At 52.6% G+C, this 19434-nt stretch carries 23 protein-coding genes; 13 read left to right on the forward strand and 10 right to left on the reverse strand.

Annotated elements, in window-relative coordinates:
* Positions 1 to 47: 47 nt before the first annotated feature.
* Positions 48 to 1541, reverse strand: a complete 1494-nt coding sequence (locus CDH47_RS10970) for a CoA-acylating methylmalonate-semialdehyde dehydrogenase (RefSeq protein WP_100639941.1) — start codon at positions 1539 to 1541, stop codon at positions 48 to 50.
* A gap of 165 nt (positions 1542 to 1706) precedes the next feature.
* On the opposite strand from CDH47_RS10970, the gene CDH47_RS10975 reads away from it, so the two are divergent.
* From CDH47_RS10975 to CDH47_RS11005, 7 genes are all read left to right on the forward strand, one after another.
* Entirely contained in the window at positions 1707 to 2582 is an 876-nt protein-coding gene (locus CDH47_RS10975; protein WP_100639942.1) for an AraC family transcriptional regulator, read from the forward strand.
* 113 nt (positions 2583 to 2695) lie between these two features.
* On the forward strand, positions 2696 to 3124 hold the full coding sequence (locus CDH47_RS10980; RefSeq protein WP_100639943.1) for an SRPBCC family protein: 429 nt from the start codon (positions 2696 to 2698) through the stop codon (positions 3122 to 3124).
* A 150-nt stretch (positions 3125 to 3274) separates the two neighbouring features.
* The gene (locus CDH47_RS10985; RefSeq protein WP_100639944.1) at positions 3275 to 4075 is read left to right on the forward strand and encodes an oxygen-binding di-iron domain-containing protein; all 801 of its coding nucleotides are present in this window, start codon (positions 3275 to 3277) and stop codon (positions 4073 to 4075) included.
* A gap of 112 nt (positions 4076 to 4187) precedes the next feature.
* The gene (locus CDH47_RS10990; RefSeq protein ID WP_100639945.1) at positions 4188 to 4925 is read left to right on the forward strand and encodes a YebC/PmpR family DNA-binding transcriptional regulator; all 738 of its coding nucleotides are present in this window, start codon (positions 4188 to 4190) and stop codon (positions 4923 to 4925) included.
* Positions 4922 to 5656 (forward strand): glutamine amidotransferase, encoded by a 735-nt coding sequence (locus CDH47_RS10995; RefSeq protein WP_100639946.1) that lies wholly within the window; start codon positions 4922 to 4924, stop codon positions 5654 to 5656. Before CDH47_RS10990 ends, CDH47_RS10995 begins: the two co-directional genes overlap by 4 nt.
* Before the next feature lie 18 nt (positions 5657 to 5674).
* Positions 5675 to 7120 carry a phospholipase D family protein gene (locus tag CDH47_RS11000; protein WP_100639947.1) on the forward strand — a complete coding sequence of 482 codons (1446 nt, stop codon included), beginning with the start codon at positions 5675 to 5677 and terminating at the stop codon, positions 7118 to 7120.
* Between the two features lie 135 nt (positions 7121 to 7255).
* Positions 7256 to 8563 carry a short-chain fatty acid transporter gene (locus tag CDH47_RS11005; RefSeq protein ID WP_100639948.1) on the forward strand — a complete coding sequence of 436 codons (1308 nt, stop codon included), beginning with the start codon at positions 7256 to 7258 and terminating at the stop codon, positions 8561 to 8563.
* Here CDH47_RS11005 and CDH47_RS11010 read toward each other — a convergent pair.
* Entirely contained in the window at positions 8558 to 9145 is a 588-nt protein-coding gene (locus CDH47_RS11010; protein ID WP_239985737.1) for a class I SAM-dependent methyltransferase, read from the reverse strand. The two genes, CDH47_RS11005 and CDH47_RS11010, sit on opposite strands and share 6 nt — an antisense overlap.
* A 121-nt stretch (positions 9146 to 9266) precedes the next feature.
* Positions 9267 to 10019, reverse strand: coding sequence for a substrate-binding periplasmic protein (locus CDH47_RS11015; protein WP_100639950.1), 753 nt, complete (start codon positions 10017 to 10019; stop codon positions 9267 to 9269).
* Between the two features lie 137 nt (positions 10020 to 10156).
* On the opposite strand from CDH47_RS11015, the gene rluF reads away from it, so the two are divergent.
* On the forward strand, positions 10157 to 11104 hold the full coding sequence (rluF, locus tag CDH47_RS11020) for a 23S rRNA pseudouridine(2604) synthase RluF (protein ID WP_100639951.1): 948 nt from the start codon (positions 10157 to 10159) through the stop codon (positions 11102 to 11104).
* Positions 11105 to 11123: 19 nt separating this feature from the next.
* Here rluF and CDH47_RS11025 read toward each other — a convergent pair whose 3' ends face one another.
* Positions 11124 to 11441, reverse strand: coding sequence for a putative signal transducing protein (locus tag CDH47_RS11025; protein ID WP_100639952.1), 318 nt, complete (start codon positions 11439 to 11441; stop codon positions 11124 to 11126).
* A gap of 116 nt (positions 11442 to 11557) precedes the next feature.
* Between CDH47_RS11025 and CDH47_RS11030 the strand changes: the two genes are divergently transcribed.
* On the forward strand, positions 11558 to 12634 hold the full coding sequence (locus CDH47_RS11030) for an alpha/beta hydrolase (protein WP_100639953.1): 1077 nt from the start codon (positions 11558 to 11560) through the stop codon (positions 12632 to 12634).
* Here the strand turns inward: CDH47_RS11030 and arfB are convergent.
* Positions 12625 to 13038, reverse strand: a complete 414-nt coding sequence (gene arfB, locus CDH47_RS11035; RefSeq protein ID WP_100639954.1) for an alternative ribosome rescue aminoacyl-tRNA hydrolase ArfB — start codon at positions 13036 to 13038, stop codon at positions 12625 to 12627. The genes CDH47_RS11030 and arfB overlap by 10 nt on opposite strands.
* Before the next feature lie 93 nt (positions 13039 to 13131).
* Between arfB and CDH47_RS11040 the strand changes: the two genes are divergently transcribed.
* Entirely contained in the window at positions 13132 to 13632 is a 501-nt protein-coding gene (locus tag CDH47_RS11040) for a C40 family peptidase (protein WP_100639955.1), read from the forward strand.
* 10 nt (positions 13633 to 13642) lie between these two features.
* On the opposite strand, the gene CDH47_RS11045 is transcribed toward CDH47_RS11040, so the two are convergent.
* The gene (locus tag CDH47_RS11045) at positions 13643 to 14257 is read right to left on the reverse strand and encodes a LysE/ArgO family amino acid transporter (protein WP_100639956.1); all 615 of its coding nucleotides are present in this window, start codon (positions 14255 to 14257) and stop codon (positions 13643 to 13645) included.
* A 91-nt stretch (positions 14258 to 14348) separates the two neighbouring features.
* Here CDH47_RS11045 and CDH47_RS11050 point away from each other — a divergent pair, with 91 nt between their 5' ends.
* Positions 14349 to 15215 carry a LysR family transcriptional regulator ArgP gene (locus tag CDH47_RS11050; protein WP_100639957.1) on the forward strand — a complete coding sequence of 289 codons (867 nt, stop codon included), beginning with the start codon at positions 14349 to 14351 and terminating at the stop codon, positions 15213 to 15215.
* On the opposite strand, the gene CDH47_RS11055 is transcribed toward CDH47_RS11050, so the two are convergent.
* Together CDH47_RS11055 and CDH47_RS11060 are read right to left on the reverse strand one after the other, a co-directional pair.
* Complete coding sequence (locus tag CDH47_RS11055) at positions 15212 to 15808, reverse strand: CPBP family intramembrane glutamic endopeptidase (RefSeq protein ID WP_239985739.1); 597 nt, start codon at positions 15806 to 15808, stop codon at positions 15212 to 15214. The genes CDH47_RS11050 and CDH47_RS11055 overlap by 4 nt on opposite strands.
* A 6-nt stretch (positions 15809 to 15814) precedes the next feature.
* Positions 15815 to 16669 (reverse strand): crotonase/enoyl-CoA hydratase family protein, encoded by an 855-nt coding sequence (locus CDH47_RS11060; protein ID WP_100639958.1) that lies wholly within the window; start codon positions 16667 to 16669, stop codon positions 15815 to 15817.
* Positions 16670 to 16968: 299 nt separating this feature from the next.
* On the opposite strand from CDH47_RS11060, the gene CDH47_RS11065 reads away from it, so the two are divergent.
* Entirely contained in the window at positions 16969 to 17175 is a 207-nt protein-coding gene (locus CDH47_RS11065) for a cold-shock protein (RefSeq protein WP_071266268.1), read from the forward strand.
* A 68-nt stretch (positions 17176 to 17243) separates the two neighbouring features.
* Here CDH47_RS11065 and CDH47_RS11070 read toward each other — a convergent pair whose 3' ends face one another.
* Positions 17244 to 18311: a diguanylate cyclase gene (locus CDH47_RS11070; protein WP_100640184.1), complete on the reverse strand. Its 1068-nt coding sequence runs from the start codon at positions 18309 to 18311 to the stop codon at positions 17244 to 17246.
* 305 nt (positions 18312 to 18616) lie between these two features.
* Between CDH47_RS11070 and CDH47_RS11075 the strand changes: the two genes are divergently transcribed.
* The gene (locus CDH47_RS11075) at positions 18617 to 18778 is read left to right on the forward strand and encodes a CCGSCS motif protein (RefSeq protein ID WP_161494488.1); all 162 of its coding nucleotides are present in this window, start codon (positions 18617 to 18619) and stop codon (positions 18776 to 18778) included.
* 85 nt (positions 18779 to 18863) lie between these two features.
* On the opposite strand, the gene CDH47_RS11080 is transcribed toward CDH47_RS11075, so the two are convergent.
* Entirely contained in the window at positions 18864 to 19373 is a 510-nt protein-coding gene (locus CDH47_RS11080) for a copper chaperone PCu(A)C (RefSeq protein WP_100639960.1), read from the reverse strand.
* Between the last annotated feature and the right edge of the window lie 61 nt (positions 19374 to 19434).

A 19434-nucleotide genomic window follows, 5' to 3' on the forward strand; every position in this document is an offset into this window, starting at 1 on the left:
GGGGCCGGAAACAGAATCCGGCCCAAACCAACCCACCTTCAAAGCAATTAACGCAACTGGATAGAGAAGTTCGCCTCCGATGAGGTTGCCTCACTGGAGAACCAACGGGAGGTAACCGTTTTAGTCTCAGTATAGAAGCGCACCGCCTGCTTGCCGTATGCGTGCTGATCACCATAGAAAGAACCTTTCCAACCGGTGAACGAGAAGAACGGCAGGGGCACAGGAATGGGGATGTTTACACCCACCTGCCCTACTTCAATTTCATGCTGGAACTTGCGGGCTGCGCCACCGGAGCCGGTAAAGATAGACACACCGTTGCCATAAGGGCTCTTATTGATGAGATCAATGGCGTCCTCCAGATTGTCCTCTTCCATGCAGGCCAACACAGGGCCAAAGATTTCTTCGTTATAGATGTCCATCTCAGTGGTCACGCCGGTGAACAGGGTTGGGCCAACCCAGTTACCATCAGGCAGTCCGTCTACCGTGCAGCCGCGGCCATCCAGAAGTAGATTCGCACCCTGGGCTTCACCTGTCGCAATCAGCGCCTCAACACGCTCCTTGGCCTTGGGAGAAATCACTGGGCCATAACTGGCGCCGGAGTCGTTCCAGGCACCCGGGCGAACCTTTGCCATGGCTTCTTTCAATTCCGGAATCCAGGATTGGGCTTCACCCACAAACACCGCCACAGAGATAGCCATGCAACGCTGACCCGCCGCACCGACAGAGGCACCAACCAGGGCATTGATCACCTGCTGCTTATCAGCATCCGGCATGATCACCATGTGGTTCTTGGCACCAGCAAAGCTCTGAACACGCTTCATGTGACGGGTACCGGTTTCATAGATATAACGGCCAACCGGCACAGAGCCCACAAAGGAGATGGCCTTGATGGCAGGATCGGTCAGCAGTACATCTACCTGTTCTTTGCCACCATGAACCACCTGCAAAACACCTTTGGGGGCGCCCGCTTCTTCAAATAGCTCAGCAAGGCGCATGGGCGTAAGTGGATCCTGCTCGGAAGGTTTCAAGATAAAGGTATTGCCGCTGGCAATGGCCATGGGGAACATCCACAGGGGAATCATTGCAGGGAAGTTGAACGGTGTAATACCCGCACACACACCCAGCGGCTGAATCCAGGAATGGGTATCCACTGAACGTGCTACGTTTTCAACCGTCTCACCCATCATCAGGGAAGGGATATTGGCAGCGTGCTCAACCACTTCAATACCACGCCAAACGTCGCCTTTGGCGTCATCAAACGTCTTGCCGGTTTCCTGTGACAGAATTTCAGCAATTTCGTCGTGATGCTCTTTCAGCAATGCCTGATAACGCAACATAACCCGGGCACGCTCTGACACCGGAACTTCCTTCCAGCTTTTGAACATCTCGCCAGCCGTGTCGATCGCCCTACGCATTTCTGCATCGGTCGCGCATGGCGTGCGGGCGATGACTTCATTAGTGGCCGGATTGGTTACATCAATCCATTCGTTGGTCTGGCTCTGAACAAATTCACCAGCAAGGTACAGTGGAACGTTTTTCATATCGGTATCCCTGTTTGTTGTTGTGCGAGAGACGGGCCAAAAGCGCAATCACTTTGGCTATGTATGGGTAGACCTTAGCACGCCCACCAGCACTTGGTGATTGACTAAATTTCGACCTTGATGGACTATCTTTCGATTATAAGGCGGATAGCAGCAGCAACAATCATGATTCAAACTTCCCAATGGCCAGTCCCCAAAGACAGCATACGCTATGTGGTACCAGCCCCCATTATTAAGCTTTTGTCTCAGCACCCTCTTACGCGGGACCTCTACCCGCTGGCCTTCGGCCACTATCGCCGGGCAACAGGGCATCATATGCACCGGGACAATCATCGCGACAATCTTTTGATTTACTGCACGGAAGGCAGAGCGTTTCTGAATGTGGAAGATGTGCCATACACCCTGGGAGCGGGAGATCTTCTGCTACTGCCAGCTGGCGCCAGCCACCGCTACACAGCAGACCCGGACAATCCCTGGACCATTCACTGGGTTCACTACACAGGGCCACTGGCAAACGAGTTCCACAAATACATGGGGCTTGATGGCGCAACACCGGTTCGCCATCTGGGGCGGCAGCCCAGGCTGCTGGTGGATTTTAACGGCCTGCTCTCCGTTCGGCAGACTGGCTTCCGTGCCCGCGGCCTGATTCATGCGGCCAATCGACTGCGGCAACTACTGGCAGCCGTTCCCATCAGCATTGACGAAACAAGCCATGAACGAAAATCCGAGCTGGATACCATCAACAACTATATGCATGAGCATCTGGACGAGCGCATCACCCTGGAGCAACTTGCCGATCTTGCCGGGTTATCTCCCGCGCATTTCGCCACACGCTACAAGGAGCAGACCGGAACCTCTCCCATTCAACACTTTCTGCACCTGAAGATAGAGCGCGCCTGTCAGATGCTCGACACTACAAGCCTCAGCTTTACTGATATAAGCCATCGCCTGGGCTATGACGATGCCTATTATTTCTCCCGCTTGTTCAAAAAAGTCATGGGACAGTCGCCACGGGACTACCGGCATACACCCAGACACTAGCAACGCAATGGCGAAGCACGACAGGCCTGCTCCATCCGCATTCTCTTCAGCGTCTTTTTTTGTAGGCGGGAAACCGCTAGTCTTCGAGCAAAGACACAAGAAGAGCATTCGAAATGGCCACTCACACATTTGAAGTTGACGAAACGCTTACTGTGCCCCGCAACAAGGCATTCGCATTATTTGCTGATCATCAGAGTTTTGGAAAACTGCTGGGGGCACCAGCAAAACGAATCAAGAACAGCGGCCAAGCCGACCCTAACGGCCTCGGTTCTGTACGCAAAGTTGGCATAGGCCCTGTTGGCCTGGAAGAAACCGTTACCAGCTTCGAGCCAGATACGCTGATTGAGTACACAATTACCAGCTTGAGCCCAATTCGGAATCACCTGGGTCGGATCCGCTTTGAGGATACGCCGGAAGGCCATACCCGCGTGCGCTATCGGATCACCTTTGAAGACCGAATTCCCTATACCGGCAAGTTGTTCAGCGCCGGTCTGGAGCGAGCCATACGTCGCGGAATCAGAAAGGTTCCCGGCCTGATCTGACCAGCTCTTTTTACAGCTGAAACAAATCGTTACTTGATGGATATCAGATAATTGACCCAAGGCAATTGTTGTCATCCATCAATTTTGTACCCTCCGCGCAAATTGCTACACTCGGCCGCTAGAGCCGACCTTCACTCTGCGGAGATAAACATGGCAAGCGAGCCAATCGTTCTGTTTGATAACGGACATCACAAGTGCCTGATGTTCGATTCCCTGGTGACCGGCGAAGGTGTCCAGTCCAACCAGTTTCTGCTGGTGGATGGCAAACACGAAGCGCTGATTGACCCGGGCGGTGACCTGACCTACACGCCGCTTGCGGTGGCGGCTTCCAAGTTCATGAACATCAAGGACATGGATTATGTGTTTGCATCCCACCAGGATCCGGACATCATCGGCGCCATTGACCGCTGGATTGTCCACACCAACGCAAAAATTGTGACATCTAAGCTGTGGGCCAGGTTCCTCCCTCACCTGGTATCCAGTTATGTCACCAACCAGCTGAGCGGCAGTGTTTATGACCGCATCATCAGCATTCCGGATGCCGGCGCCAACGTACGGTTTGGTGATTCCTATCTGCAATGCCTGCCCGCCCACTTCATGCACTCGGTCGGCAACCTGCAGTTTTATGATCCGGTCTCGAAAATTCTGTTTTCAGGGGATCTTGGAGCGTCAATTGGCGCGGAAGACGACCACTTACCCGTGAGTGATTTTGATCGACATATTCCCCATATGATGGGATTCCACCGGCGCTACATTGCGTCCAACAAAGTATGCCGGCTCTGGGCCAATATGATCCGGGATATGGACGTTGAGATGATCGTGCCCCAGCATGGAAAACGTTTTGAGGGGCCCGCAATGGTGGATCGTTTTCTGAACTGGGTCAGCAATGTTGAGTGCGGTATCGATCTGATGGTGCAAGACAACTACCGCGCCCCGGTTGATTACATCTAAGAGACTTGAGACGTGCTCAGAAGGACAGGCTAGCCAGATAAGCCTGTCCCAAACTGCTATTCTTGCGTAAAATCCAACCTTTTCACCAGCAAGATATGAGGCAGCGCAAAAAATGGGCAGAGCCTATCAAAACCGCAAAGAATCCATGGCCAAAACGGCGGCGGCCAAAACCAAGGTGTATAGCAAGTACGGGCGCGAAATTTACATGGCGGCCAAATCTGGCGGCCTCGACCCCCAGGCCAACCTGTCTCTGCGAGGGCTTATTGAGCGCGCAAAGAAAGACCAGGTTCCTACTCATGTTATTGAGAAAGCAATTGAAAAGGCCAAAGGCGGCGCCGGTGAAGACTATTCCACCGCTCGCTATGAAGGCTACGGCCCTGGCAATTGCATGGTTATCGTTGACTGCCTGACTGACAACCCTAACCGCACGTTCGGCGATGTTCGACTGGCCTTCACCAAAACCAAAAGCAAAATCGGCACGCCTGGCACCGTCGCTCACATGTTCGACCACTGCGCGATTTTTGTGTTTAAAGACCAAGACGAAGATGCGGTTCTTGAAGCCCTGATGGAAGCAGATGTTGATGTGACCGATATCGAAAATGAGAACGATGCAATCACCGTTTTCACTCCGAACACTGAATACGCCAAAGCCAAGCAAGCCTTGGAAGACGCATTCGAGGGAATCGAATTCGAAGTCGATGACATTCAGTTCTTGCCCAAAACCACCACCCCGGTAGAAGGCGACGATATCCCGATGTTCGAAAAGTTTTGCGACATGCTGAACGAACTGGATGACGTGCAGAACATATTCCACAACGCCGAACTGCCTGAAGAGCAGCCAGAAAAGTGAACCAGCCAAAGCCAAGAGTAGCTATTCTCAAAACCGGTAGCACCTACCCGTCCATCGAAGCGCAGTTTGGTGACTTTGAGCAATGGTTCCTTCGCGGGTTATCACCCAATCTCGATGTTACTGTATTTAACGCTCAGGCTGACGAACTACCGAGCAACCCAGCCGACTGGGATGGCATTGTAATAACAGGCTCACCCGCCATGGTCAGCGATCGCGAACCCTGGAGCGAACGAGCTGCCGAATGGCTGTCACGGGCAGTTGATAAGAGCATCCCCATGCTTGGCGTCTGTTACGGACACCAACTTCTCGCCCATGCTTTGGGTGGCGAAGTAGGCTATCACCCAGAAGGCCGCGAAAGTGGAACCAGAAAGGTCGAGCTGATCGCCAGCGCCCAGGATGACCCCCTGTTCCGCGACATGCCAAGTGTATTCAACGCTCAGCTCACCCACATGCAGTCGGTACTTAGCTTGCCCCCAGGCGCTGTTTTGCTGGGCCGCAATGAATTTGAGCCGCACCAGGCTTTTCGGGTTGGCGAGCGTGCATGGGGCGTGCAGTTTCACCCTGAGTTTTCCAGCGCAGTGATGAAAGCCTACCTAACCGTGCAGGCTCCAGCTCTCGAGCAGGAAGGGTTTGACCCACAAGCCATGATCAACTCGGTTGAAGATGCACCGGAAGCTTCTGGGCTGCTAGAGCGCTTTTCTACTCTGGTAATAAACAACCACGCAGGTTAAATCCACACCGGGCTGCTTATGGCATTGAAGGTATTGCTCGCATTCGTAGTTCTGACGCTGGTGGGTGTGGGTTTGTTTCACTCATACAAACCCCTGCCTGCCGGTATCAGCCACAACGGCGACACACACCCTCTCAATGACGCAATCCTGCTAAAGGATTCGACCAATCATCACAATGATGGCTCAGAAACCCGCGACCACGAGATATTCGACGAAATCCTGCGCCTCATCGGCCAGGCTCAGTCCTTCATTCTGGTCGACATGTTTCTCTTCAACAGCAGCAGCCCTGAAGGCGTGGACCACCGTCGACTTTCCGAGCAGCTAACCCAAGCCCTGATCAACCGAAAAGCAGAACAGCCAGAACTGGAGATAATTGTTATCTCTGACCCCCTGAACACCCTTTACGGAGGCTCAGAGTCACCCTGGTTTCAGGCACTTCGCCAGGCTGGTATTCCCGTAACAGAAACCAACCTGCGACCACTTCGCGACAGCAACCCTGCGTGGTCTGCAATCTGGCGTATCTGCTGCCAATGGTTTGGCAATAATTCTGAAGGCGGCTGGCTGCCAAATGCACTGGGCACACAACCAGTTACTGTTCGCAGCTACCTTGCCCTGCCCAACTTCAAAGCAAACCATCGCAAGGTTCTGGTAACAGATGAAGGGGATAAGCTGCGCGCCCTGATAACATCTGCAAACCCTCATGACGGCAGTAGTCGGCACAGCAACATTGCCATTAGTTTTACTGGCCCTGCGGTTGCCGATGTTCTGAGAAGTGAGCAAGCAGTTCTGGCTATGTCTGCCCAACCCAATCCGTTACTGGACGAGCTGATTAGTCGGACGAGCTCTCAACAGATGGCGGTTGATAGTGCGACTGGCTCCGTCGCAATCAAAACAGAATCTGCCATTCGTGATACCGCTCTCGAAATGATTGCTAAGGCCCAGAACGGTAGCCGCCTGGATCTCGCTCTCTTCTATCTCTCTCACCGTGGAATAGTTACTGCTCTACTCGATGCTCATGATCGTGGCGCAAAGGTGCGGGTGCTTCTCGATGCCAATAACGAAGCATTCGGACATCAGAAAAGCGGCATTCCCAACCGCCAGGTTGCCCTGGAACTTCACAAAGCCGGCATCCCTGTGCGCTGGTGCAACACCTTTGGTGAGCAGTGCCACAGCAAGTTGTTAATGCTCCGCCCATTAGCAGGCTCCACCGAACTTCTTCTGGGTTCCGCCAACTTTACCCGGCGCAACCTTGATGACCTCAACCTTGAAACCAACGCCTGGGTCGCCGTACCAGCTGATTCTGAAGTAGCTACGAAAGCCGTTGGCTTCTTTGAAACTCAATGGCAATCAAGCCCCGGCAGTGATCCGGTACTGAGCCTGCCTTATGAGCGCTGGGCTGATGACTCCCGCCTACGCTACTGGCGCTACCGCTTGATGGAAGCCACCGGGCTGTCTACCTTTTAAATCAACCTCCTTGCCCAGCACCTTCGTTACCCAAAGTCTCCCTATACCTTCTGCTTATGCCATGAGGTTTGGTTTTTATCTTGCGACCATCTAAGCTGATGTAGATCAAAATCAACAAGAACAAGGAGATACACCATGCTCAACAGAGCTGCTCGGCCAATGGTCAGTCTGGTGGATAAATATCTGCCGGACCCATATATTTTCGTTCTAATTCTCTCACTACTCGCTTTCATCGCCGCCATGGTGTTTGAAGGCCACAGCCCAATGGCTGTGGTCGAAATGTGGGGCAATGGCTTCTGGAGTCTGCTCACCTTCTCAATGCAGATGCTGCTCGTCCTGGTTACAGGCTTTATGCTGGCCAGCACGCCATTTGTTCGTGGGATACTGAATCGGATTGCCGCACTTGCCAAAACCCCTGGCCAGGCCATTGTATTAGTCACATTCGTGGCGCTTATCGCAAGCTGGATCAACTGGGGATTCGGCCTGGTTGTGGGTGCACTCTTTGCCAAGGCACTAGCCCGGCAGGTAAGGGTTCACTACCCATTGTTGATCGCCAGTGCCTACTCGGGCTTTATTGTGTGGCACGGTGGTCTTGCGGGCTCCATCCCTCTGGTAATCGCAACCGATGGGCATTTTACCGCTGATGTGATCGGCGTAATCGGCACCAGTGAAACCATCTTTGCGTTCTTCAACCTGGCAATCATTGTGGCGCTGTTTATTGTTGTGCCTGCAGTAAACCGAATGATGTTGCCCTCTGAGGAAGAAAGTATCTATGTGGACCCTGCGGTACTGGACGACGAACCGGATGCCAGCGTTTCTATCCTCCGCCCTGCGGATCACCTTGAAAACAGCAGAATACTGGCCTGGCTGATTGGCTTCAGCGGCCTGGCATTTATTTTCCAGTATTTTATCGAAGGCGGTGGTTTGAACCTGAATATCGTCAACTTCATGTTCCTGTTCCTGGCGATCATTCTTCACCAAACCCCCAAAAGGCTGCTCGATAGCCTGCATGAAGCTGTTAAAGGCGGCTCTGGCATTGTTATCCAGTTCCCCTTCTATGCCGGAATCATGGGAGTAATGACTGCCTCGGGGCTGGCCGCCAGCATTTCCTCAGGCTTTGTATCTATGGCCACAGCGGAAAGCCTGCCATTCTGGAGCTTTATCAGTGCCGGCCTAGTGAACATTTTTGTTCCCTCTGGCGGCGGCCAGTGGGCCGTGCAGGCTCCCGTTATGCTGCCAGCAGCTCAGGAGCTCGGTGCAAGCATCCCACGAGTGGCCATGGCAGTTGCATGGGGCGACGCCTGGACCAACCTCCTGCAGCCGTTCTGGGCACTGCCTGTACTGGCTATTGCAGGGCTCAAAGCGAAAGACATCATGGGATACTGCTTGATGTTGCTCATCATCACTGGCGCAATTATCAGTGTGGGCCTTACCTGGCTATAAGGACCGACAAACAACCGGGGGTCTCCTGGGGCCCCCGGTTTTCTGCAACGGCTTATGAAACAGCGCCACATCTTTGCGAGGCACGGTCATAATCCAACCCATACCCTGGGCAACAACCTCCAAAGTTTGTTCTCGATAGAACACAACGTGGGTGGGGTCCCGCCGATAGTGCCACTTATCAAATCTATCGTCGCAGGTCTGAAAACAGGTCATTATGCCCAACCATCCCCCGGGCTTTAACATTCCATCCAACTGGCTGAACACCTTGGCCGGATGGTGCAGATGCTCCACCACCTCCGTGCAGGTAATAAAATCATACTGTCCATTCAGTACTGCCTCAGCCGGATGGAAAAATGGATCATAAAGCGCCATTTCCATACCCGCTTCCCGCATCATCTCTGTTAGTGCAGGGCCGGGGCCGCAACCAAAATCCAGCCCGGAAGATCCTGGTGGAATTCGTTTGAGCATGGGTAAAGAAAGCTTTTCGAGAAAGGTCCGGTAGCCTGCATCGCTCAGATCATTATTATGCAGGTCGTAAACCGCACGTTCTGCTTCCGGGCCAAGCCAATGCTTCTTCGCCATAACTGTTGCACCACAATGCGAGCATCGCAGGTATTCTCTGCCATCCACTACCCGAAAGCGTGCCAGCAACTCTTGCTCACACACCGTGCATAAAACGCCGGCACAAACGCTGGGTTGGGGCCTAACGAATGCCTTCAATTCCGTATGCCCCAGTGCTTTTAAATCGTTTAAGTGCTTCGGTGAAAGCATCCAGAAATTCCACAGATGTCTCCGGACTGAAAACCAGGTAAACCGGGCCACCACTGATCGGTTTCTCAGAAGCTTTTATTTGATCCGCGATACCCAAGCGCGTCACTTGCCCACGAACAACATCCCGATTTGCCAGCATTGCATCGATACGTCCGAGCAACAGCATCTTCAACCCTGACTCAATTGTCGGCGTATTCACCTTCTCAAAATGAGTGGCGGCCCTGATTTCAGATGAATAAGTGTAGCCGGGGGAAACACCAACGCTCATCCCTTTCAAAGAGTCCAGGTTTTCATATTGGAAATGTTTTTCCCGAAGTGTGTATACGGCCGTTTCACTATCCAGAAGCGCCTCACCCGGAAAGCGAAATATTACCTCGCGCTCCTCAGTTGCACCCAGACCAACAATACCGTCACGTACATTATCAAGCACCAGACGTTGCGCCCGCCTCCAGGGAACAAACTCCAGCTTTACCTCATAACCCATGCTTTCGAGCACGTCTTTCGATATCTCCCAGAGCACACCAGCAGGACCCTGCGGCGTATCGTCAATCAGCCCCGGCCACTCCTCTGTTACCAAATGAAGCGTCTGTGCTGACGCCGGCAATGTGAGAAGCAGCAATAAACCGACGCAGGCTTTGCTGAAACACATCCGCCATACCGGGAGAAAATAACGGGTATAATTCATGGAGTACGATGCTCTTAAGTCCAAGAGGAATACTGGAAAATAATGACAGACTAGCCATTGTAGCGCCAACCGATGGGCTGCGAGTGAATCGGCTGCCTGTTATGATGCCACGTCTCAGCCTTTCAACCGGACATTAAATGACCAACGTTCATTCCACACGCCTCAACAAATACATCAGCGAAAGCGGCATGTGCTCCCGTCGTGAAGCAGATCGCTACATTGATCAAGGCAAGGTCATTATCAATGGCAAGCGCGCCAGTGTGGGTGACCAAGTACTACCCGGCGATACAGTCAGAGTAAACGGCCAGGTGATCCAGCCTAGAGCCGAAGAAGATCTGGTATTCATAGCCCTCAATAAGCCAGTAGGTATTGTTAGCACCACAGACGATGCAGAAAAGTACAACATTCAGCGCTTTGTTGGCCATAGTGCGCGCATTTTTCCCATCGGGCGTCTCGATAAAGATTCCCAAGGGCTGATCTTCATGACCAGCAACGGCGACCTGGTTAACAAAATTCTCCGCGCCGGCAACAATCATGAAAAAGAGTATGTGGTAACCGTCAACAAACCCATTACCAAGTCGTTTATTCAGGGCATGGCAGGTGGCGTACCTATTCTTGGCACCATGACCAAAAAGTGCAAAGTGGTACAAGAGAGCCGCTTTGTGTTTCGCATAGTATTAGTACAAGGACTGAACCGACAGATTCGCAGGATGAGCGAACATTTCGGATTTGAAGTCACTCGGCTCGAACGCGTGCGTATTATGAACGTCAACCTGAAAGGGTTGGCAGTGGGTCAATGGCGGGATCTTACGGAGAAAGAGCTGGCGGGCCTGTTCGATGCCATACGTGATTCATCATCTGATGGCGCCCCGGACAAGCCTGTCACCCCCGGAAGAAAAGCGATGGGTAAACCCAAGCGTTCCTCACGGCCACCTGCATCCCGGCCCAAAGCAGGTCAGCGGGCAGGCAATAAAGGCAAAAGCAAAGCCGGGCCATCAGGCTCAAGACCACCTGCGAGCAAAAAACCTGCCTCGCCCAAGCGCCCCAAAGCCGGAAAACCAAGGCAGCGCAGCATTAAGCGATGAACTCCGCTTACCGGATGCTTCATTGGAGGTTTAACCAAATCAGTGTCAGCACGGCTATCCCCAGCAAAAACCAGCGGGCATAGGAATCGGGCTTGCCATCATCAGCGTCCCGGGCCGTGACCGCTTGGTTCTTCGCCTCATACTCTGCTATCAGCTGCCGGGCCGGGTAGAGATCCTCATCGTCCACATGCACATTGCTGAAACCCGCCGCACCAATCTCGCCCATTGCGCCCTGCAGATAAAGGCCACCCACGTGGGTCTCAATACCACTGGCGTTCAGTAACCCGGCAACAATGTGAGCTTCTGTAATGTCCTTGGCCCGATAGGCTATTTGCATCGCCCGTCTCCTTCTGTGACATTTGAGGGCATAAACCGCAAAAATCTGCGATGCTTTATACACAAAGCATAGTGTGCCCGGAGCATCCGGGCCAACTCTCAGGGTACGGGCTGCTCATGTTCTGGATTATCGCCACTGTTGTTTTACTTATCGTTGTGCTGACGTTTCTACTTTTTCGCATAGAGGATCTCTCCCATCTGGATGAGGAAACCTATTCCGTCAGGACAACAGGCCCCAGCTCCGAGAACCAGGATGTACTGGAACGCTTAAAAGAGATGCGCAGGGCTGGAAATGGTCTTCGCGGAAAAACACGGTTGATTGCAATGCGCAAGCATCTCGACAGCCTGAGCGACGGCCTTGAGCTTCGGTCCGAGTTTCGGCGGTGCGATAGCCCCCGTGGCGAATGGGTCATCGCGCCGGGGGCAGACACCCGGAGGCGGCTTCTCTACATTCACGGCGGAGCTTGGGCCGCTGGAAGCCCCCGCAGCCATAGAGCTATTACCGACAGGTTGTCCCACATAGCCAATGCAGCCGTATTTGCCGTGGACTATCGCCTGATGCCAGAGCATCGTTTTATGGATGGCGTACATGATTGCCGGGAGGCCTACACCTGGCTCGTCGAAAACGGCCCGGAAGGTGCCGGAGAGGCCTCATTCATTCTGGTGGCAGGCGATTCCGCGGGTGGCAGCCATACCCTTGGCCTGCTGGCCTGGGTACGTGACAATGGCCTGCGCCAGGCGGACGGTGCGGTGGCTTTCTCACCTTCCACCGACCTCACGCTGTCAGCACCGAGTAACCGCAGCAATATCTCTACGGACCCTATGCTGGGGCCTGTTTTTGGCGGTCTGTCGAAGATTCCCAAGCCGGTTATCTGGTGGGCGACACTGGCAGCCTTTCGCATATCCCCTACCAGCCCGGTTGCATCGCCCTTGTTAGGCAACCTTGCAGGCTTGCCGCCTACACTGATCCAGGCCAGCACGTCCGAGATGCTGCTGGATAACGCCAGGCGATATGCTGCAAAGGCAAAAGTTGCAGGCTCCCAGGTGGAACTGCACACCTGGACAGACATGGTCCATGTCTGGCAAATCTTCACGCCTATGCTACCAGAGGCTGAACAGGCATTTGCCGACGTAAAATCGTTTATCAAACAGATTGAAGCCCAAAAGCACGCATCAGAGACAGCTCATACCTGAACCTTGCCACGCAGCGCCTTGGTTCTGCCTTTTTGCGTTTTTTTATCCATCCGCTTGCGGCGGGCGGATTTTGAAGGCCGGGTAGCGCGGCGCACTTTTTGCACCTTGATCGCTTCCAGTATCAATTCTTTCAAACGCTCAAGGGCATCTTCCTTGTTCAACTCCAGTGTACGGAACGACTGGGCTTTAATGACCACCACACCGTCCTTGCTGATGCGCTGATCCTGCAGCGCCATAAGGCGCTCCTTGTAAAACGGCGGCAGTGCAGAGTTAGGCACATCAAAGCGAAGGTGAACTGCAGAGGCGACTTTATTTACATTCTGCCCACCGGGGCCCTGGGACCGAATCTGGGTAATCTCTATTTCCCATTCGGCAATTTCAACAGCATTGGATATTTTCAGCATCGGACAAGGATAACAAAAGCAGCAAACCGTAACCTGACATCCCGGCAATTAGATAATACAGTGGCTTTATAGAAGCTTAGTTCAGGACTTCACATGGCCAACATTGTCAAACATACCGTACTGGCAGTTTTAGTGTCGTTTGTACTGGGTGGGTGCGCCAGTAACCAGCATTTATCGTCTTCCCCCCTACACACGCAATATCACCCGGAAGAATCCGCTCCCGGCTCGGTGAAAGCCGATAAGCTATGGCAGGTTTTCGAGCGCTATCAGGGTGCGCCCTATCACTACGGCGGCACTACGGGCAGAGGTTTCGATTGCTCTGGTTTTATAACCACCGCATATCGTGAAAGCCTGGGCCAACAGTTACCCCGCACCACCTCACTCATGCTGCGACACGGCGAGGCGATATCCCCCGGAGACATTGAACCAGGTGACATCGTCTTTTTCCGTATCGCCGGCAAAGACCAGCACGCCGGCATTTACATGGGAGACAACCGCTTCATTCATGCCTCTACATCGTCCGGTGTCATCATGTCGGACCTGAATGGTTATTACTGGCGTGGCCGCTTTTCCCAAGCCCGCCGCTTTGAATAAGCGGCGGCGCTCAGGCCTGCAAGCTGCCATTCGTTGCCAAATGAATAGCGATAGCTGCCATCATCACACCAATTACACCATCAATGATTCGCCAGGCCATTGGGCGTGACAGTATCGGCGCCAGGGCAGACCCACTCCAGGCCAACAAACCAAACCACATTACAGACGCGCTGCTGGCCCCCGCCACAAAGGTGGTAGCATTCTCCTGTTGGGCACCAATAGCAGGAATCAACAAAAGCGTATCCAGGTACACCTGGGGGTTAAGCAGGGTTACCGCAAGCGTGGTAAACAGAACCCCTTTCAGACTTCTGCGCCTGGCCTCTCCAACATCCAGCGCACCTCGCCCCCTGCCAGCCCGCACAAACGCCTGAATAGCCAGCCAACCCAGGAATACCACACCAAGCCAGCGCAAGACCTCCAAGGCTTCCGGCATCGCCATCAAGGCCGCACTCACGCCGAACATACCCAGAGTAAAGAGCGTTACATCTGCAGCCATACAAAAACCGGCGGCCCACCAATGGTGCTCACGCCGTATCGCCTGGCTCAGCACATACGCATTCTGCGCCCCGATTGCGATGATAATACCGCCGCAAACAATCAAACCTGTCAGGTAACTTTCAAACACGGTTACTGGCTCCGTTTTTCCGATGCCGCAAGAATACCCAGATAGCGCTATACTTAAAATTCATAAATGTAATGGCGCATCAGTTCTACTAATGATTGACTACAAATTACTGGAAGCTCTTGCCACTGTTGTCGAAGCGGGCGGATTCGAACGTGCCGGCGCTGTGCTTGGCCTCAGCCAATCAGCGGTTTCCCAGCGAATCCGCACCCTTGAAATTCGCATCGGCCAACCGGTTTTATTACGCAGCCCGGTTCTCAGGGCAACGCCGGCCGGGCAACAGTTGCTCAACCATGTTCAGCAAGTTCAGCTGCTGGAACGAGATTTGGCCAAGTCGCTTCCCACTCTATCGGAGCCTGCGGCAAGGCTGCGCATTGCTCTCAATGCTGACAGCCTGGCAACCTGGTGGGCAGATGCTATTGGCCCACTCAGCAACAATGAAGACCTGCTATTAGATCTGGTGGTGGAAGATCAGGACATTGCTCTGCGCAGAATGCGCGAAGGTGATGTTGCAGCCTGCCTGTGCAGCAGCTCTCAACCTGTAGCCGGAGCCCGTTGCATATATCTGGGCACTATGACCTACCTGCCGTTGGCCACCCCAGAGTATAAAAGGAAATATTTCAGTCAGGGCTTCAACGAACATAGCCTACAGGCAGCACCAGCGATCATCTATGGGCCAAACGATAAGCTACAGCACCGTTTCCTGGCAGAGAGTGGCTACCATGGAACCTTCGGCTACCACCTTTGCCCATCATCGGAGGGCTTTGTAAAATTGGCTCTCGCCGGTATGGGCTACGGAATGATTCCGGAGATTCAGGCACAGCGGGAAATTAAAAACGGGCAACTGGTCAGCATCGCACCCGGACGATCCCTTGAGGTAAAGCTTTATTGGCACTTTTGGCGCCACAGTGGTCGCATCATGGAGCAACTCACAAGGGCACTGAAAGGGGCATCTGCTTAAAGTCTCCGCTTCACGTTTATGCCAAACAAATGGGGAAACCGGAGCAAGCAGTACAGCGCTATCATGTCGTAAACCCCGTGCCAGACCATAACCAAAAGCAGGCTTTCGGTTGCTTCATAAGCCAGACCAAGCACTAGCCCTAAACAGCTAGCTACAACAAAGTAGGTGAAAGAAGCGTAGTGCACCAAGCCAAACAGCACAGATGCTGCCAGCACACCAACGGCAGTATTGGTGTGCTCCACGAGCCAACCCTGCAGTGCCCCACGGAACAGCAATTCTTCCCCCACCCCGGCAAACACGGAAAGTAGAAAAAGCACGAACCATGAGTACCCGGAAGCGAACCTGTAAAGCCCGCGCATCTGACGGTCCAGGTTACCGGGAAACAAGCCCGGCAATTGAGTGAGTAGCAACAAAGCTCCGTAGGTACACAAAGCTCCCAGAACACCGTAAAAAAGGCTTGGCACAATCCCGGCACCTAAGATTTGCACCGGAATGCCTGCCACCAAAATAGCCAACAGCCCGACAACGCCTATACCGCCCTGAAAAGCCAGAGCGGTATATGGGGACAGTTTTGACCGATCGCGATTCGTCACCGTTTACTACTTTTCAAAGAGGCCTTTCACTGGGAACAAATCATCATACTCTGGTGCCTGCTTCTGGGCTTTCGCCTGGAAGGTTTTCATCATATCCGTGGGGCGGAACATACCTGCCTGCCAAGTTGCCATGTATTTCAGGCTATCGGCGACCGTGTGGTCACGGCTGTAGTTCAGCATTTCTTTGCACCCGGTTACCGCCAGTGGAGAGTTGGCTGCAATCTGGCTAGCTATTTTCATAACGCCTGCAATCAGCGCTTCCTGGTCAGGATAGAGCGCATTCACAAAGCCCAGCCCTTTGGCTTCCTGCGCGGTGAACTTGCGGCCGGTATAGGCCAGTTCACGCACAACGCCTTCCGGCATCAATTTGGGCAAACGCTGAAGAGTGCCCACATCGGCGGTCATCCCCAGCTCGGTTTCCTTGATTGTAAAATACGCATCTTCTGTGCAGTAACGGCTATCTGCTGCACACACCAAATCCAGCGCACCACCAATACAGCCTCCATGAATGGCTGCCAACACTGGCAAACGAACATTTTCCAAAGACGTCAAAGTATCCTGAAGCTGCATAACAACCCGACGCAGATTCTCTGCCATTCGACCAGGATCACCACTCATGGGTACTGCACTGGAATCTGTAAAAACACCAAGATCCATGCCGGCTGAAAAGTGCTTGCCCGTAGATGAAATAACAATCACCCGTGCATCGGTGTTCGCCTCAATGTCCTGCATGCACTTGGGCAACTCTAACCAAAAGGCTTTGTTCATGGAGTTCAGGGATTCGGGACGGCTGAATTGCACATGGGCAATCCTGTTTTCAACACTGACAGAAAAACTTTCGTAGGTGGATAGCTCAGACAAGACAAGACTCCTTGGTTAAGTGTTTTTCGAAAATTCCGAATTGCTGACGCAAACATACCTCATGTTGCTGAAAATGTCGGGTTTATGCGTATAAGAAAACGCTTTGCTTTTCATCAGCCAAGGGGTACAGTGGCCCTCGTTGGAAAGATTTAGCAAAGCACTTCATCAATATGACGCATTCCAGTAGTTGTACGTCCTGTTTTTGATCACGCCCGTTTTTTGTTTCCGCATACCGCTGACCAGCCATCAGAAAGATGAACTGGCGGCACTTTAAATGATTGAAATCAGGATTGATTATTATGTCTACTGTTACCGGTACTGTTAAGTTCTTCAACGAAGCAAAAGGTTTTGGCTTTATCACTCGTGAAGGCGGCCCCGACGTATTTGTTCACTACAGCGCTATCCAGGGCGGCGGTTTCAAAACTCTGGCTGAAGGCCAGCAAGTTGACTTCACCGTGACTCAGGGCCAGAAAGGTCCTCAGGCTGAGAACGTTGTTGCTGTTTAATTAACAGACAACGCTAAAAAAGGCAGCTTCGGCTGCCTTTTTTGTTACTCTCTTTCTAACTTCTGATCTTATCTCTGCTGCGCGGCAGCCTCTTTCACTACCTCCGTTTCCACCCTGTTTCGCCCCCCGGCCTTTCCACGATACAAGGCTCTGTCGGCACGACTGATAACAGACCCTCTGTCGTCCCCCTCACCCAACTCACTCACGCCAACGCTAACAGTCACCTTCACTTGCTCACCCGTGACTGCTTCCCAGTCATGATCGCAAAGTGCTACTCGAATCCGCTCTGCACTCGCCAGCGCACTGTCTATTCCCGTGTCGGGAAGAATAACCAAAAACTCCTCTCCACCCCAGCGCGCTGCAATATCCTGAGTTCTCAGCTGGGCTGGAACGATCTTTCCAATTTCAGCCAGAATAATGTCACCTGTTTCATGACCATACTGATCGTTAATCTGTTTGAAATGGTCCACATCAAGCAGCATAAACGCAACAGGGTGCCCCACTCTGCGAAAGCGCGCGATCTCATTATCGGCCATATCACTGGCGTGGCGTCGGTTGAAGAGTTCTGTCAGCGAATCTATCGTAGCCAGTTTGCGAAGCTTGCGCTGCGCCGAAACCACCACACTCATATAGTAAAATGACAGGTAGGAGAACATTGCAAACACAACACTAAGGTTAAACACGTGGACGCCGAACAGCCCTGCAGACGGTATCGGCTGCACAGGCTCAATGAACCACATGAGAATATCCAGCCCCACATAATAACCCCAAAGCAAAAGGATCAGGATAACTACTGTACGAGGGCGCACCGAACTAACACATAAGATGGGGACAAACATCAGCAGGTAGTAATGAAAGCCGCTATCCCACCCAATCATTATGGTCCCAAGCGCGGAGTGAACAACTACCTCGATCCACACAAGTGTAATTGCCAGGCGATTTTGCCTGCTCTTGATGGCGTAGTAAGCAGCCGTATACATAGCAACGCTGGCAACATTTATCCACGCGAGAATGGGCGACCCCAAGAAATAGAACAGGAAGAAAAACGAAACGTCGACGGCTGCCGCGAGTTGACACACTCTGGGCATAACCCGCCAAAAAGTCAGCCCGCGCTCGCGCCTTGCTCCAGTCTGCATTGCATTACCGAATCTTTGCATATACCGCAAAATCTCTTGCCATTGAGCAGCCTGCTGCCGGTTTTTGCGGGATTGATTGTGAACGCTAGCAGCGAAATCAAAACCTGATCGCGGGCAACTGGGTATATGACTTTAGCACATAAATGAATCTCCGCTCATTTTTTAGCCGCCATAAAAACTATACTAATAGGTACATATCACCTGACTCTCACACCGATCCAGCCAAATCATTCATTGACACAACCTAGCACTCGTCATAACATCTATTTTAAATGAACCTTATTACCCAAGATCAGGAAGCTTCCATGTCCGAGCTATTCAAAGAAGTGAAAAGTGAAAATACAGCGCACGAAAAAGAAGCCAAGGCTTCAGAGGTAACAACTGCTGCACCTGAAAGCGCAGAGAAACAATCTTCAAGCAAAGGCAAGCACGGAGATCCAGGAGTCTGCTGCGGTGGCTGCTCCTAAGTACATCGCAAGGCGAGTGACTGGTGGCGATTCCATTGCATATACTACACGCTGGAACCGCCACTGGCCTTTCAATACTAAAGGATCAATGCTCCATTCCGTGCGCTGAATGATCCATTTCCATCTCCTTCATATCTGCGTCAAGCGATTGTACGTTTAGCTCAACAACCACTGGTTCTGCACCCTCAAATTCCAAAGTCAGAGGAATATTTTCTCCCTCTTTCAGTGGCTCTGCCAGCTTTTCAAGCATCAAGTGATAACTATGGGGCTTGAGCTCCACCACACCACCAGCCGAGATGGTTAACCCGCCCTTAACTGATTGCATGCGCATAACACCACCTGCCATCACCGTTTCGTGAATTGAAACCTGATCAGCTCTGGGCGTACTCGCACCAACCAGGGTCACAGCTTTATCGCTGTGATTTCTGATGACCAGATAGCCAACTCCCATAGGTGTGCCTGGCGGCGTTGGCCGGCTCCAAGGGTTCTCAATATCAATACCGCCGTGGGCGTGCTCGCTGGCCACTACAGTTGTGGAAAAGACAGAAAAAATCAGAGCGCTGCTGGCGAACAGCAATGTAATTAGCTTTTTCATGGTATCTCGCGTCGCTACTATTGAACTGAAAATGACCAATGTCAGGTGTTAAACTTCAAAG

This window comes from Marinobacter salexigens (assembly GCF_002806945.1).
GTDB lineage: Bacteria > Pseudomonadota > Gammaproteobacteria > Pseudomonadales > Oleiphilaceae > Marinobacter > Marinobacter salexigens.